Here is a 13,022-nt window from a genome sequence, read left to right on the forward strand (position 1 = left end):
TAACACTATGGATAAGAAAGCATCTCGCATCCGTCGTGCTACACGTGCACGTCGTAAGATTGCAGAACTGGGTGCGACTCGCCTAGTTGTACACCGTACTCCTCGTCACGTGTACGCACAGGTTATCGCGGCTAACGGCTCTGAGGTTATCGCAGCAGCTTCTACTGTAGAAAAAGCGATCCGTGAGCAAGTGAAATACACTGGTAACGTTGATGCAGCTAAAGCAGTGGGTAAAGCTATTGCTGAGCGCGCTCTAGAGAAGGGCGTAACTGCAGTTGCATTTGATCGTTCTGGTTTCCAATACCACGGTCGAGTAGCGGCGCTAGCAGAATCTGCTCGCGAAGCTGGTCTGAAATTCTAAGGTAGGGTTGGAAGATGGCTAAAGAACAACAAGTTCAAGCGAATGATTTGCAAGAAAAGCTAATCGCAGTTAACCGTGTTTCTAAAACGGTTAAAGGTGGTCGAATCATGAGCTTCACTGCACTAACAGTAGTTGGTGACGGTAACGGTCGTGTAGGTTTCGGTTACGGCAAAGCTCGTGAAGTACCTGCAGCGATTCAAAAAGCAATGGAAAAAGCGCGTCGTAACATGACTACGATCGCTCTAAACGAAGGCACTCTTCACCACCCAGTGAAAGGTCGCCATTCGGGCTCTAAAGTTTACATGCAGCCTGCTGCAGAAGGTACTGGTGTTATCGCAGGTGGTGCGATGCGTGCAGTACTAGAAGTTGCTGGTGTACACAACGTACTATCTAAAGCGTACGGTTCTACGAACCCTATCAACATCGTTCGTGCAACGATCGATGCACTAGGTAGCATGAAGTCACCAGAAATGGTTGCTGCTAAACGTGGTCTAACTGTTGAATCTATTTCGGAGTAAGAACACCATGGCAACTATTAAAGTAACTCAAACTAAAAGCTCAATTGGTCGTCTGCCAAAGCACAAAGCTACTTTGCGCGGTCTAGGTCTTCGTAAAATCAACCACACAGTAGAACTTGAAGATACTCCGTGTATTCGCGGTATGATCAACAAGGTTTACTACATGGTTAAAGTTGAGGAGTAATCAGAATGCGTTTGAATACTCTAGCACCGGCTGCTGGCGCGAAAACTTCTGCGAAGCGAGTAGGTCGTGGTATCGGTTCAGGCCTAGGTAAAACTGGTGGCCGTGGTCACAAAGGTCAAAAATCACGTTCTGGCGGCAGTGTTCGTCCAGGTTTCGAAGGCGGTCAGATGCCTCTGAAACAACGTCTACCAAAATTCGGTTTCACTTCTCGTAAGAGCCTAGTGTCTGCTGAAGTTCGTCTAGCTGAGCTAGCGAAAGTTTCTGGTGACGTAGTTGATCTAAACAGTCTTAAAGCTGCTAACATCATCACTAAGAACATCGAATTTGTAAAAGTTGTTCTTTCTGGTGAAATCAACAAAGCAGTGACTGTTAAAGGTCTACGTGTGACTAAAGGCGCTAAAGCTGCAATCGAAGCTGCAGGCGGTAAAATCGAGGAATAATCTCGAGGAACGAGGTACAGATGGCTAAGAAACCAGGACAAGATTTTCGTAGTGCTCAGAGCGGCTTAAGTGAACTAAAGTCGCGCTTGTTATTCGTAATTGGTGCACTTTTAGTATTCCGAGCCGGCTCTTTTGTGCCGATTCCTGGTATTGACGCTGCTGTACTTGCCGATTTGTTCGAACAGCAAAAAGGTACCATCGTTGAAATGTTTAACATGTTCTCCGGTGGTGCTCTTGAGCGTGCATCTATATTAGCATTGGGCATCATGCCGTATATTTCGGCATCTATTGTTGTCCAATTGCTAACTGTAGTTCATCCAGCGTTAGCTGAACTCAAAAAAGAGGGTGAAGCAGGCCGTCGTAAGATAAGCCAATACACACGCTACGGCACGCTTGTACTTGCAACCTTCCAAGCTATAGGTATTGCAACTGGCCTACCAAACATGGTCGACAATCTGGTTGTTATCAACCAAACCATGTTTACGCTAATTGCTACCGTAAGTTTAGTAACCGGTACCATGTTCTTGATGTGGTTAGGTGAACAAATTACAGAGCGCGGAATTGGTAATGGTATTTCGATACTAATTTTTGCAGGTATTGTTGCTGGATTGCCTTCTGCAATCGGTCAAACAATCGAGCAAGCGCGTCAAGGTGAATTGCATGTACTTCTTCTGTTGCTAATCGCGGTATTAGCTTTTGCAGTAATTTACTTCGTTGTTTTCATGGAACGTGGTCAACGCCGAATCGTCGTTAACTATGCGAAACGTCAACAAGGTCGTAAAGTATTTGCTGCGCAAAGCTCGCACTTGCCTCTTAAAATTAACATGGCAGGTGTAATTCCAGCGATTTTTGCATCAAGTATTATCTTGTTCCCAGGAACATTGGCTCAGTGGTTTGGTCAAAACGGTGAGAGCAGCGCGTTCGGTTGGTTAACTGACGTGTCTTTGGCTCTTAGCCCAGGTCAACCGTTGTATGTAATGCTTTATGCAGCAGCAATTATCTTCTTCTGTTTCTTCTACACGGCGTTGGTTTTCAACCCACGTGAAACAGCAGATAACTTGAAGAAGTCTGGTGCATTCGTACCCGGTATCCGCCCAGGTGAGCAGACAGCGAAATACATTGATAAAGTAATGACACGTCTAACCCTTGCTGGTGCACTGTACATTACCTTTATCTGTCTGATTCCCGAGTTCATGATGGTCGCGTGGAACGTACGTTTCTACTTCGGCGGTACATCGCTACTAATCGTAGTTGTTGTAATTATGGACTTTATGGCACAGGTACAGACTCATCTGATGTCTCAACAGTATGATTCTGTGTTGAAGAAAGCGAATCTGAAAGGCTACGGCCGTTAATCCGGCGGTAGACTCAGTTTCATTTACGGAGTTTAGCAATGAAAGTTCGTGCTTCCGTTAAAAAAATCTGCCGTAACTGTAAAGTAATCAAGCGTAACGGTGTCGTTCGCGTGATTTGCAGTGAGCCAAAGCACAAACAGCGCCAAGGCTAATTAGCAGAAATTTTTACTTGAAAATGAAGGTTGGGTCGAGTATATTCCTCGGCCTACCTTTTGCGTGCAAAAGAAGTAGTATTCCGCAGCGTATCCATAACGGGCTTTGCTGCGGCTAATTCTTTTATAGAAACACTTAGGAGTGAATAATGGCCCGTATAGCAGGCATTAACATTCCTGATCAGAAACATGCAGTAATCGCTCTAACAGCGATCTACGGCATCGGTAAAACTCGCTCTCAAGCTATCCTAGCTGAAGTGGGTATTGCTGAAAATGTTAAGATCAGTGAACTAACTGAAGAGCAGATCGATCAACTGCGTGATGGTGTAGCTAAGTACACTGTAGAAGGTGATCTACGTCGTGAAGTATCTATGAACATCAAGCGTCTTATGGACCTTGGCTGTTACCGTGGTCTTCGTCATCGTCGCAGTCTACCACTACGTGGACAGCGTACTAAAACCAACGCTCGCACCCGTAAGGGTCCGCGTAAGCCGATCAAGAAATAATCGGGAAGGTAGAGTACAATGGCTAAACAACCAACTCGCGCTCGTAAGCGCGTACGCAAGCAAGTTGCAGATGGCGTTGCGCACATCCATGCTTCTTTCAATAACACAATCGTAACCATTACTGACCGTCAAGGTAACGCTCTTGCATGGGCTACTGCAGGTGGTTCTGGTTTCCGTGGTTCTCGTAAGTCTACTCCGTTCGCTGCACAGGTTGCTGCTGAGCGTTGTGCTGAAATGGCTAAAGAATACGGCCTAAAGAACTTGGAAGTTATGGTTAAGGGTCCTGGTCCAGGTCGCGAATCTACTGTTCGTGCACTAAACGCCGCTGGTTTCCGCATCACAAACATCGTTGATGCTACACCAATCCCTCATAACGGTTGTCGTCCACCTAAGAAACGTCGCGTATAACGTTTCTAGGACAATTGGAGAAGAATCATGGCAAGATATTTGGGTCCTAAGCTGAAGCTTAGCCGTCGTGAAGGCACTGACTTATTCCTTAAGTCTGGTGTTCGCGCGATCGATACCAAGTGTAAAATTGATAACGCACCAGGTGTACACGGCGCTCGTCGCGGTCGTCTATCTGAGTATGGCGTTCAGCTTCGTGAGAAGCAAAAAGTACGTCGTATGTACGGCGTTTTAGAAAAACAATTCCGTAACTACTACAAAGAAGCTGCTCGCCTAAAAGGCAACACTGGTGAAAACCTACTTCAGCTTCTTGAAGGTCGTCTTGATAACGTAGTTTACCGCATGGGCTTTGGCGCAACTCGCGCAGAAGCACGTCAGCTAGTTAGCCACAAAGCTATCCTAGTAAACGGTAAAGTTGTAAACGTTCCTTCTTTCAAAGTAGCGGCTAATGACGTTGTTTCTATTCGCGAGAAAGCTAAACAGCAAGCTCGTATCAAAGCAGCTCTAGAAGTTGCTGAACAACGTGAAAAACCAACTTGGATTGAAGTAGATGGTGGCAAGATGGAAGGTACATTCAAGCGTATGCCTGAGCGTTCTGATCTATCAGCTGACATCAACGAACAATTGATCGTCGAGCTTTACTCTAAGTAAGGTTTAAACTAAAGAGAGGACACAATGCAGGGTTCTGTAACAGAATTTCTTAAGCCACGTCTAGTTGACATCGAACAAATCAGCTCGACTCACGCAAAAGTAACTCTTGAGCCATTAGAGCGTGGCTTTGGTCATACTCTGGGTAATGCACTTCGCCGCATCCTTCTATCTTCTATGCCAGGTTGTGCTGTAACAGAAGTAGAAATCGAAGGCGTACTTCATGAGTACAGCACGAAAGAAGGCGTTCAAGAAGATATTCTTGAAATTCTTCTAAACCTTAAAGGTTTGGCTGTGCGCGTTGCCGAAGGCAAAGATGAAGTGTTCATTACTTTGAACAAATCAGGCTCGGGCCCTGTGGTTGCAGGTGACATCACCCATGATGGTGATGTAGAGATCGCTAACCCTGAACACGTAATTTGTCACCTAACGGATGACAACGCTGAGATCGCAATGCGTATCAAAGTTGAACGTGGTCGTGGTTATGTTCCAGCTTCTGCGCGTATCCATAACGAAGAAGACGAGCGTCCTATCGGTCGCCTACTAGTAGATGCTACTTACAGCCCAGTAGACAAAATTGCCTACGCTGTAGAAGCAGCTCGTGTAGAACAGCGTACTGATCTAGACAAGCTTGTTATCGATATGGAAACAAACGGTACTCTAGAACCTGAGGAAGCAATCCGTCGTGCAGCTACAATCCTAGCTGAACAATTGGATGCATTCGTAGATCTTCGTGATGTACGAGTTCCTGAGGAGAAGGAAGAGAAGCCAGAATTCGATCCGATCCTACTGCGTCCTGTAGACGATCTTGAACTAACAGTTCGCTCTGCTAACTGTCTGAAAGCAGAAGCGATTCACTACATCGGTGATCTAGTACAACGTACTGAGGTTGAGCTACTTAAAACGCCTAACCTTGGTAAAAAATCTCTTACTGAGATTAAAGACGTACTTGCGTCACGTGGTCTGTCTCTGGGCATGCGCCTAGAAAACTGGCCACCTGCATCAATCGCTGAAGATTAATCGATACTAGTTAGAAGGATTAGGTCATGCGCCATCGTAAGAGTGGTCGTCAACTCAACCGCAACAGCTCACATCGCAAAGCGATGTTCAGCAACATGGCTAGCTCTCTAGTACGTCATGAAGTTATCAAGACTACTTTGCCAAAAGCAAAAGAGCTACGTCGCGTAGTTGAGCCTTTGATTACACTAGCTAAGACTGACAGTGTTGCTAACCGTCGTCTAGCATTTGCACGTACTCGTGACAACGAAGTAGTTGCAAAACTATTTAACGAACTAGGTCCACGTTTTGCTGCTCGTCAGGGCGGTTACACTCGTATCCTAAAAGCTGGCTTCCGTGCTGGTGATAAAGCTCCAATGGCTTACATTGAGCTTGTAGATCGCCCAGCTGCTGAAGAAGCTGCTGAGTAATCAGTTCGTAAGAACGAGAAAGCCGAGCATTAGCTCGGCTTTTTTGTATCTGTAATTCAGTAAACCTTTATATCCAGCCTGCATTTATTTCAACCCATGCAGACTGGCAATTTAAAAAGTGATTATCACTTGCGCTTATTTACTAGTATTCCACAACCCGCCCAACGAACTTAGAAGCCCTTCGCTAGCGCCTTGCTTGTTCAAGTAATCCAAGATTACTGGAGCAAACTGACTGATCATAGATGGGTCTAAACCTAACGTATCGAATGCACTTTTTACTGCACTGATATTCTCAATATTTCCTAGTAAGCTTTGTGCCCCTTGCAAGTTTGAAAGTCCAGGAATCAAAGACTGTAATTCACTACTATTTTCTTGCGAAAGCTGGCTTTGAGCCAAAGCGAGTAGCGCACCACTGCCTCCGGCTGCTTGCTCAGTGGATACTGGTAATTGGCTAGTTAGCATGTCTGTTAATGGAGATGACTCGGTGTTCAAGCTGCTGCCGACCATGTCCATCAGGCCACTTTCTTTACTTTTTTGAGTGACTGAATCTAAGAATGCGTGCGCACTACCAATGTTGATTGATAGGAGTGCTAGAGTTAGGAGTGTTTTACGCATAGTACCTCCAAAGGTTGAGCGTTTTTTAAAAGTGATTTTATTTTTAAAGGCTATCAGAGTGAAAGGTTCAGAGGTGAGAAAGTCTATTCAGTTTAGACAAAAAAACGGCGCTAATGCGCCGTTTTATTAAATCATAATTGAAAATGGTTTCAATTAAAGAATATCTAGTAGTTCTACTTCGAAAACTAAAGCTGCAAATGGAGGGATAGCCGCACCAGCGCCACGCTCACCGTACGCAAGATCTTGTGGTACGTATAGCTTCCACTTAGAGCCAACAGGCATTAGTTGTAGTGCCTCTACCCAACCTTTGATTACACCTGTAACAGGGAATTCAGCAGGTTGACCGCGAGATACAGAGCTATCGAATACAGTACCGTCAGTTAGCTCACCGTGGTAGTGAACGCGAACTGAGCTTTCTGCTGTAGGAACTGCACCAGTACCTTCAGAAATGATTTTGTACTGAAGACCAGAGTCTAGAACATTAACTTCAGGTCGTAGAGCGTTGTCTTTTAGGAACGCTTCGCCTTCTGCTGCCGCAATTTTTGCTGCTTCTTGGCGAGCTGTTTCTGCACGAGTGTGAAGTTCTTGTAGTGCTTTGTTGATTTCATCAATTTCGATTGATGGCATGTCACCAGTTAGTGCTGTTGCAATACCCGCTGCGATAGCATCAACGCTAAGACCTTCAAGACCAGAGCCTGCAAGTTGCTGACCCATTTGCAGACCAATGCCGTAGCTTGCTTTTTGTTCTGCAGTTTCAAATTTAATTTCAGACATGAATGTCGCTCTTATTAGGAGTGATAAAGGCAACAGGATATCAGTTTCGAGCTTAGGTTTAAATGATTGCGACTGAATGCTTAATTGAGGCGGCCAGGTTGTGACTTATCTCTTACTCCAAGTGAAATTTCTGCTAATTTAATCCCAATTCCATTTTAGTTTGGTGAAAAACATATACTCTCCGCGTCGGTATTTTTATACTGGCCGTAGAAGTATTAAGGGACTCATTACAATGAATCGTCGCAGAAAGAAAAAGCAGCAAGTCGACTATGTCGAACTGGTTAAACAAAAATTCGCTGCTATCGACTGGAAGCAGCCGTTCAACAAAGAGCAATGGTTGGAGCGTACACAGCCTGTTAAGCAGTTTTGGTTGCGTCTGCCTAAATTTCATCAGCGTGCTTTGATGGTCTTAGTGCCATTGATTCTGGTACTCCTTGTTATTCCTTTGCCGAATAAAACAGACCAGCCAGTTGAGCAGACTGAGGTCGATCATCAACGCGTAGCGATTGAGCTGAACGCGCAGAGTTTAAGCCAGCAGAAAACCTCTCAGAACTCTGGACCGAAATCTGAAGACTGGAAAGAGTACACGGTTAAAAATGGTGATACATTAGCGCAGGTTTTCAGAAGTAATCAGCTCTCTATGGCGGATCTTAGCGCTCTGGTCAAAATAGAAGGCAGTGATAAGCCGCTAAGCCAAATAAAGCAGGGACAATTGATTCGCTTTAAGCTTAGTGACGAAGGTGAGTTAGATATGCTACAGCTGGAAAAAAGCGGGCGGTCCGTTATGTTTTTCCGTTTATCGGATGGGACCTTTGGACGTAACAAGTAAACGCTTCAAATGAAAAGACGCGAAGATATCGCGTCTTTTTAGTTAGTCTTTCATAGCGATTAGTTTTCATAGTAACCAATCGAATTGAAGCTTATTGCGCTACGGATTCTTTCCGCATATCCACATGAGGGATACCATCTTCAAGATAGCACTCTGAGATAACCTTGAATCCATGACTAGCATAAAACTGGATGAGGTGTTCTTGAGCACCTATATCTATTGTCTGCCCTGGCCATAATGTTTCGCATTGTGCCAAGGCCTTGTCCAATAACTTATGACCTAAGCCACCGCCTCGCGCGGTCTGCTTTGTCACCACTCGACCAATACTCACATTGTCATACGTAGTGCCTGCGGGCAGTAATCTTGCGCAAGCAACCAGTTCATCACCGTGATAGCCTATTAGATGATAAACGCCTTCCAGCGTGTCCTTACCATCCAGTTCAGGGTAAGGGCAGGTTTGTTCAACAACGAATACATCCACACGCAATTTCATCATTTCATACAGCTGTGTGGTTGTTAGCTGAGCAAAGGGCAAAGTAATCCAAGTGAGCATGTTGTTATCCGTAATGAGAATAGAGTGACTGACTTTACTTTGTTTTGAGCTCATACTCATTAACAAAGGTTAATTAGCACTGGTTTTCCCACCAAATCTGGTGATAATGTGCCCTCTTTCCATCTCACCTGAGGATATCCCCGTGAGCAAACAAACATTCGATCAAGTTGGGCTGAACCCAGCGTTACTCGCCACACTTGATTCCCTGAACTATACCCACATGACGCCAATTCAAGCTTTGAGCTTGCCTGCAATCCTAAAACATCGTGATGTCATCGGGCAGGGTAAAACGGGCTCAGGTAAAACCGCTGCATTTGGTTTAGGGGTTTTATCGAACCTCAACGTCAAACGCTTTCGTGTCCAGTCATTAGTATTGTGTCCAACGCGTGAGCTTGCAGACCAAGTAGCGAAGGAAATTCGTACTTTAGGTCGCGGCATTCATAATATTAAAGTGCTTACTCTCTGCGGTGGGATGCCAATGGGGCCACAAATTGGTTCTCTGGAGCATGGTGCGCATATCCTAGTTGGTACTCCTGGTCGTATTTTGGATCACCTTGAAAAAGGCCGAATTGATCTTAGCGAACTGAATACCTTGGTGCTAGATGAAGCTGACCGCATGTTGGACATGGGTTTCCAAGACGCATTAGATGCAATCATCGATGCAGCGCCAAAGCAGCGTCAAACTCTACTTTTCAGTGCTACTTTTCCAGAAAAAATTGAGCAAATTGCGCAGCGTATAATGCAGACACCGGAAGTGATTAAGGTGGAATCGACGCATGATACTTCAAGCATTGCGCAGTACTTCTATAAAGTTGAAGGCTCGGAAGCGCGTGATGAAGCATTGGCGAATTTGCTGCTGACTCACCAACCAGAGTCCGCGGTGGTTTTTTGTAATACCAAAAAAGAAGTTCAAAGTGTCGCAGATGAGTTGCATCACAAAGGATTCAGCGTTATCGATATCCATGGGGACTTAGAGCAGCGTGAACGCGACCAAGCATTGGTGCAGTTTGCTAACAAGAGTGTGTCTATCCTTGTTGCAACAGACGTTGCAGCGCGTGGTTTGGACGTTGATAATCTTGACGCAGTCTTTAACTTTGAGCTATCGCGCGATCCTGAGGTTCATGTGCACCGTATTGGTCGTACAGGTCGTGCGGGTAGTAAAGGTTTAGCGTTTAGCTTTTTTGGTGAGAAAGACGGTTTACGTGTAGCTCGTATTGAAGAATACCTAGAGATGGACGTGGTACCAGCAACATTGCCTGCCAAATCAAATCAGCAGCCATACCAAGCGAAGATGGTGACGATTAACATTGATGGCGGTAAGAAACAGAAAGTACGACCGGGTGATATTTTAGGTTGTTTGACAGGAAAAAATGGTATTCCAGGCTCTCAAGTCGGAAAGATTCACCTATTCCCTGTGCGCGCTTATGTTGCCGTCGAAAAGTCTGTGGCTAAAAAGGCTCTACAGACCATTAGTAACGGCAAGATGAAAGGGCGCCAGTTCCGGGCGCGAATTCTTAAATAGCTCAAATAGCAGAGACAAAGCTCTTCGTTTGAAGAGCTTTTTTCTTTTTTGAGTTTATTTGAGAGTGTGATCTTTGGTTAAGCGTGCTTTGATTCGACTCAAACTGATTGGCGTAATGCCCAGGTAGGCCGCAATTTGACTATCGGTAATACGTTGCTTTAAATCTGGGTAATGAGCGCAAAATAATTGATATCGTTCCTCTGGAGAGTAGAGCAACATAAAGCGTTCTTTATTCTCTTTATTAACCAGTTGGTTTTCGAGTAGCTTTAAGTAAATGGCGTGCTTTTCTGCTCGCCAGTGATGCAACGTTTCAATTGGCAAGCAAAATAGCTGACAAGCGCTCAGCGTTTCCAATAAGTAAGGCGAAGGTTGGTCCTTTATTATGCTCTCAAAGCCGATAACCCAGTCCTTCTCCCAATAAAATTCTTTACTGAATTCTTTGCCGTGCTCAGTGAGATAGCTTGCGTGGCATAACCCCTCAATGATGAAGTAAAGGTGTGAGCTCAACTCCCCTTGGTGATTAAGAATGTGGCGTGTAGGCAGTTCGAGCAACTCACCATTTTCAATAAGTTGGTTTGCTTCTGTCTCTAAAAAGCCATGATTGACTAAGTCTGAAAAAAGATCGCTGTGCATGTGATAACTCAGAAACGGTTTTCTTTATTTTAACGGGTTTTATTGATAACAAAAAAGCGGCTCATGAGAGCCGCTTAGTGTTGTTGTCAAATCAACCTTATTTATTCAGACCGATTTGATAAATTGCGAAACCAATGTCGTCTGTTGACACGCGTTTCATTGGGTATTGTCCTTTCTCTTTGATGAACTGCGCCGCTTTATCGCTAGGGGAGGTTTCGAAACGAATATCTAGCTTGTTATTGGACTTAATCGGTGCGAAAGACCAGTTGTTGTCAGCGCTTGGTGTCACTTCTCCTTTTTCTTCACTCACGCGAGAAATATAAGTGGCGACGACAGAGCGGTTTTCATCTGGTGCGTCAAATGCAATGAAATCTGGGCCTGTACCAGGGAAAGTATTGCTATAAGCACGGTAGTTATTGGTTGCGATGATGAAATCTTGCTTCGGATTGACAGGCTTACCATTGAACGTCAGATTCACAATGCGCTGAGAAGCTGGATTAATCACTTTACAATCCGCATCGTACTTCGGTGGTTGGGTAACGTCGATTTGGTAGTTAACCCCATCAATAACATCGAAGTTGTACGTACGGAAATTATCCCAATCAATCAAAGATTGCGGTTCAGGATTGTTGATGTCGATGTGGTTGAATTGACCCGCACTGCACTCTAGCCATTCGCGAACTTCTTTACCTTTCACTTTCATCGCAACCAAGGTGTTTGGATATAAGTAAAGATCGGCCGCATTACGGAAGGTGAGCTGACCGGATTCTACTTCTGTAAAGTTATTCGGATCGTTCTTACGACCGCCGACTTTAAATGGTGCTGCCGCACTCAGTACTGGAATGTCAGAAAGGTCTGGGTCGCCTTGAATAAAGCGTTCTACGTAGTCTTTCTGAGCAAGGTTAACGATTTGAATGGTGGGGTCGTCCTGCACTAATGCCAAGAAGCTGTACATGACATCATTTGCTTTGCCGATTGGTTGATTTACAAATTCACGAGTGCCTTTGTGATCTTCTTCTAACGCTTTCACAATATCTTCATCGGCTTTAGCTAATGACTTCTTATTTACTTTATCGAAGATAGGGCGTGCTTCTGCTTGGCCTTCGACGACTTGCCATCTGCCGTCTTTCTCTTTCAGCATCAAATCCATCACACCTACGTGACTTCCCCAGCGGCCCGGCATCACGGACGTTACACCATTGATGGTCCCTTTATCTATATCAACACCAGGTAGGTTTGCGAAGTCTTTCCCTGGGAAGACGGCGTGAGAGTGGCCAAAAGCAATCGCATCAATACCTTCAACTTCTGTGAGGTAGTAAACAGAGTTTTCAGCGCCTAGTTTGTATGGATCAGTAGAAATGCCCGAGTGTGGAATCGCCACAATCACGTCTGCGCCTTCTTTCTTCATTTGAGGAATCAGTTTCTCTGCTGTTTCCTTAATGTCTTTAGCAAAGACTTTGCCTTCTAAGTTCTTCTTATCCCAGACCATAATTTGTGGTGGTACAAAGCCGATGTAACCCACTTTTATTTGATGCGCTTCGCCGTTTGTGTCTTTAAAGGTGTGAGTTTTAATGAGGTAAGGTTTGAAGTAATGCTCACCGGTTTGTTCAACAAATACGTTTGCGTTGATGTAAGGGAAGTTAGCGCCCGCCAACGTCTTTTGTAGAAAGTCTAGGCCATAGTTGAACTCATGATTGCCAATGTTGCCCACATCGTAGTCTAGTTGGTTCATCGCCTTGTAGACTGGGTGCACATCGCCAGCGTTAATCCCTTTCGCCGCCATGTAATCGCCCATTGGGCTGCCCTGAATTAAATCACCGTTATCTACTAGTACCGTGTTTTCTGTCTCGGACTTAGCTTGTTTCACTATTGTCGCTGCGCGACTTAAACCGATTTGCTGTGATGGTTGGTCTTTGTAGTAATCGTAATCCATCACGTTGGTGTGAATGTCGGTGGTTTCGATAATACGAAGCTTGATGGTATCGGCCATTGCTGGGCCAGCAAGCGTTAGCATGCCACTTAATACTGCGAGGGAAATAGGATGAACTGCCACTTTCATTTGGTGCTCCAATTCAATGATAAGGGGAAATCGTACTGCGT

General features: G+C 44.9%; 18 protein-coding genes. 13 read left to right on the forward strand and 5 right to left on the reverse strand.

Annotated features, from left to right (window positions below):
- Positions 1-7 precede the first annotated feature (7 nt).
- From rplR to rplQ, 11 genes are all read left to right on the forward strand, one after another.
- Positions 8-361 carry a 50S ribosomal protein L18 gene (gene rplR / locus R7040_RS09065; RefSeq protein ID WP_005379568.1) on the forward strand — a complete coding sequence of 118 codons (354 nt, stop codon included), beginning with the start codon at positions 8-10 and terminating at the stop codon, positions 359-361.
- Between the two features lie 14 nt (positions 362-375).
- A complete protein-coding gene (gene rpsE / locus R7040_RS09070) occupies positions 376-879 on the forward strand; it encodes a 30S ribosomal protein S5 (protein WP_004745894.1) in 504 nt (167 codons plus the stop codon).
- Positions 880-886: 7 nt separating this feature from the next.
- Positions 887-1,063 carry a 50S ribosomal protein L30 gene (rpmD, locus tag R7040_RS09075; RefSeq protein WP_005379565.1) on the forward strand — a complete coding sequence of 59 codons (177 nt, stop codon included), beginning with the start codon at positions 887-889 and terminating at the stop codon, positions 1,061-1,063.
- A gap of 5 nt (positions 1,064-1,068) precedes the next feature.
- On the forward strand, positions 1,069-1,503 hold the full coding sequence (gene rplO / locus R7040_RS09080) for a 50S ribosomal protein L15 (RefSeq protein WP_005383155.1): 435 nt from the start codon (positions 1,069-1,071) through the stop codon (positions 1,501-1,503).
- Between the two features lie 20 nt (positions 1,504-1,523).
- Positions 1,524-2,858, forward strand: a complete 1,335-nt coding sequence (gene secY, locus R7040_RS09085; RefSeq protein WP_005379562.1) for a preprotein translocase subunit SecY — start codon at positions 1,524-1,526, stop codon at positions 2,856-2,858.
- 38 nt (positions 2,859-2,896) lie between these two features.
- Positions 2,897-3,010 (forward strand): 50S ribosomal protein L36, encoded by a 114-nt coding sequence (rpmJ, locus tag R7040_RS09090; protein WP_000868186.1) that lies wholly within the window; start codon positions 2,897-2,899, stop codon positions 3,008-3,010.
- A gap of 149 nt (positions 3,011-3,159) precedes the next feature.
- Positions 3,160-3,516, forward strand: a complete 357-nt coding sequence (rpsM, locus tag R7040_RS09095; RefSeq protein ID WP_005383154.1) for a 30S ribosomal protein S13 — start codon at positions 3,160-3,162, stop codon at positions 3,514-3,516.
- A gap of 18 nt (positions 3,517-3,534) precedes the next feature.
- Positions 3,535-3,924, forward strand: coding sequence for a 30S ribosomal protein S11 (gene rpsK, locus R7040_RS09100; protein WP_001118870.1), 390 nt, complete (start codon positions 3,535-3,537; stop codon positions 3,922-3,924).
- Positions 3,925-3,951: 27 nt separating this feature from the next.
- Positions 3,952-4,572, forward strand: coding sequence for a 30S ribosomal protein S4 (gene rpsD / locus R7040_RS09105; RefSeq protein WP_005383146.1), 621 nt, complete (start codon positions 3,952-3,954; stop codon positions 4,570-4,572).
- A gap of 24 nt (positions 4,573-4,596) precedes the next feature.
- On the forward strand, positions 4,597-5,589 hold the full coding sequence (locus R7040_RS09110; RefSeq protein ID WP_005383143.1) for a DNA-directed RNA polymerase subunit alpha: 993 nt from the start codon (positions 4,597-4,599) through the stop codon (positions 5,587-5,589).
- Positions 5,590-5,615: 26 nt separating this feature from the next.
- Positions 5,616-5,996, forward strand: a complete 381-nt coding sequence (gene rplQ, locus R7040_RS09115; RefSeq protein WP_005383141.1) for a 50S ribosomal protein L17 — start codon at positions 5,616-5,618, stop codon at positions 5,994-5,996.
- A gap of 135 nt (positions 5,997-6,131) precedes the next feature.
- Here rplQ and R7040_RS09120 read toward each other — a convergent pair whose 3' ends face one another.
- Both R7040_RS09120 and R7040_RS09125 read right to left on the reverse strand, forming a co-directional pair.
- Positions 6,132-6,611 carry a DUF2780 domain-containing protein gene (locus tag R7040_RS09120; protein ID WP_017820297.1) on the reverse strand — a complete coding sequence of 160 codons (480 nt, stop codon included), beginning with the start codon at positions 6,609-6,611 and terminating at the stop codon, positions 6,132-6,134.
- Positions 6,612-6,764: 153 nt separating this feature from the next.
- Positions 6,765-7,385 (reverse strand): FKBP-type peptidyl-prolyl cis-trans isomerase, encoded by a 621-nt coding sequence (locus tag R7040_RS09125; RefSeq protein WP_318096700.1) that lies wholly within the window; start codon positions 7,383-7,385, stop codon positions 6,765-6,767.
- A gap of 232 nt (positions 7,386-7,617) precedes the next feature.
- Between R7040_RS09125 and R7040_RS09130 the strand changes: the two genes are divergently transcribed.
- Positions 7,618-8,214: a LysM-like peptidoglycan-binding domain-containing protein gene (locus R7040_RS09130; RefSeq protein WP_140367209.1), complete on the forward strand. Its 597-nt coding sequence runs from the start codon at positions 7,618-7,620 to the stop codon at positions 8,212-8,214.
- A gap of 91 nt (positions 8,215-8,305) precedes the next feature.
- Here R7040_RS09130 and R7040_RS09135 read toward each other — a convergent pair whose 3' ends face one another.
- Positions 8,306-8,767: a GNAT family N-acetyltransferase gene (locus tag R7040_RS09135; RefSeq protein ID WP_104976039.1), complete on the reverse strand. Its 462-nt coding sequence runs from the start codon at positions 8,765-8,767 to the stop codon at positions 8,306-8,308.
- 142 nt (positions 8,768-8,909) lie between these two features.
- Here R7040_RS09135 and dbpA point away from each other — a divergent pair, with 142 nt between their 5' ends.
- Positions 8,910-10,289: an ATP-dependent RNA helicase DbpA gene (gene dbpA, locus R7040_RS09140; RefSeq protein ID WP_005379583.1), complete on the forward strand. Its 1,380-nt coding sequence runs from the start codon at positions 8,910-8,912 to the stop codon at positions 10,287-10,289.
- Positions 10,290-10,343: 54 nt separating this feature from the next.
- Here dbpA and R7040_RS09145 read toward each other — a convergent pair whose 3' ends face one another.
- Both R7040_RS09145 and cpdB read right to left on the reverse strand, forming a co-directional pair.
- Positions 10,344-10,922 carry a Crp/Fnr family transcriptional regulator gene (locus tag R7040_RS09145; RefSeq protein ID WP_033906009.1) on the reverse strand — a complete coding sequence of 193 codons (579 nt, stop codon included), beginning with the start codon at positions 10,920-10,922 and terminating at the stop codon, positions 10,344-10,346.
- Between the two features lie 97 nt (positions 10,923-11,019).
- Positions 11,020-12,981: a 2',3'-cyclic-nucleotide 2'-phosphodiesterase gene (cpdB, locus tag R7040_RS09150; protein ID WP_262647151.1), complete on the reverse strand. Its 1,962-nt coding sequence runs from the start codon at positions 12,979-12,981 to the stop codon at positions 11,020-11,022.
- Positions 12,982-13,022: the final 41 nt, after the last annotated feature.

This window comes from Vibrio sp. 1069 (assembly GCF_033340555.1).

What these genes read in the sequence shown, in the direction of transcription:
- rplR (WP_005379568.1), top strand. Translation starts at nt 8, where the DNA reads ATGGATAAGAAAGCATCTCGCATCCGTCGTGCTACACGTGCACGTCGT.
- rpsE (WP_004745894.1), top strand. Translation starts at nt 376, where the DNA reads ATGGCTAAAGAACAACAAGTTCAAGCGAATGATTTGCAAGAAAAGCTA.
- rpmD (WP_005379565.1), top strand. Translation starts at nt 887, where the DNA reads ATGGCAACTATTAAAGTAACTCAAACTAAAAGCTCAATTGGTCGTCTG.
- rplO (WP_005383155.1), top strand. Translation starts at nt 1,069, where the DNA reads ATGCGTTTGAATACTCTAGCACCGGCTGCTGGCGCGAAAACTTCTGCG.
- secY (WP_005379562.1), top strand. Translation starts at nt 1,524, where the DNA reads ATGGCTAAGAAACCAGGACAAGATTTTCGTAGTGCTCAGAGCGGCTTA.
- rpmJ (WP_000868186.1), top strand. Translation starts at nt 2,897, where the DNA reads ATGAAAGTTCGTGCTTCCGTTAAAAAAATCTGCCGTAACTGTAAAGTA.
- rpsM (WP_005383154.1), top strand. Translation starts at nt 3,160, where the DNA reads ATGGCCCGTATAGCAGGCATTAACATTCCTGATCAGAAACATGCAGTA.
- rpsK (WP_001118870.1), top strand. Translation starts at nt 3,535, where the DNA reads ATGGCTAAACAACCAACTCGCGCTCGTAAGCGCGTACGCAAGCAAGTT.
- rpsD (WP_005383146.1), top strand. Translation starts at nt 3,952, where the DNA reads ATGGCAAGATATTTGGGTCCTAAGCTGAAGCTTAGCCGTCGTGAAGGC.
- R7040_RS09110 (WP_005383143.1), top strand. Translation starts at nt 4,597, where the DNA reads ATGCAGGGTTCTGTAACAGAATTTCTTAAGCCACGTCTAGTTGACATC.
- rplQ (WP_005383141.1), top strand. Translation starts at nt 5,616, where the DNA reads ATGCGCCATCGTAAGAGTGGTCGTCAACTCAACCGCAACAGCTCACAT.
- R7040_RS09120 (WP_017820297.1), bottom strand. Translation starts at nt 6,611, where the DNA reads ATGCGTAAAACACTCCTAACTCTAGCACTCCTATCAATCAACATTGGT.
- R7040_RS09125 (WP_318096700.1), bottom strand. Translation starts at nt 7,385, where the DNA reads ATGTCTGAAATTAAATTTGAAACTGCAGAACAAAAAGCAAGCTACGGC.
- R7040_RS09130 (WP_140367209.1), top strand. Translation starts at nt 7,618, where the DNA reads ATGAATCGTCGCAGAAAGAAAAAGCAGCAAGTCGACTATGTCGAACTG.
- R7040_RS09135 (WP_104976039.1), bottom strand. Translation starts at nt 8,767, where the DNA reads ATGCTCACTTGGATTACTTTGCCCTTTGCTCAGCTAACAACCACACAG.
- R7040_RS09145 (WP_033906009.1), bottom strand. Translation starts at nt 10,922, where the DNA reads ATGCACAGCGATCTTTTTTCAGACTTAGTCAATCATGGCTTTTTAGAG.
- cpdB (WP_262647151.1), bottom strand. Translation starts at nt 12,981, where the DNA reads ATGAAAGTGGCAGTTCATCCTATTTCCCTCGCAGTATTAAGTGGCATG.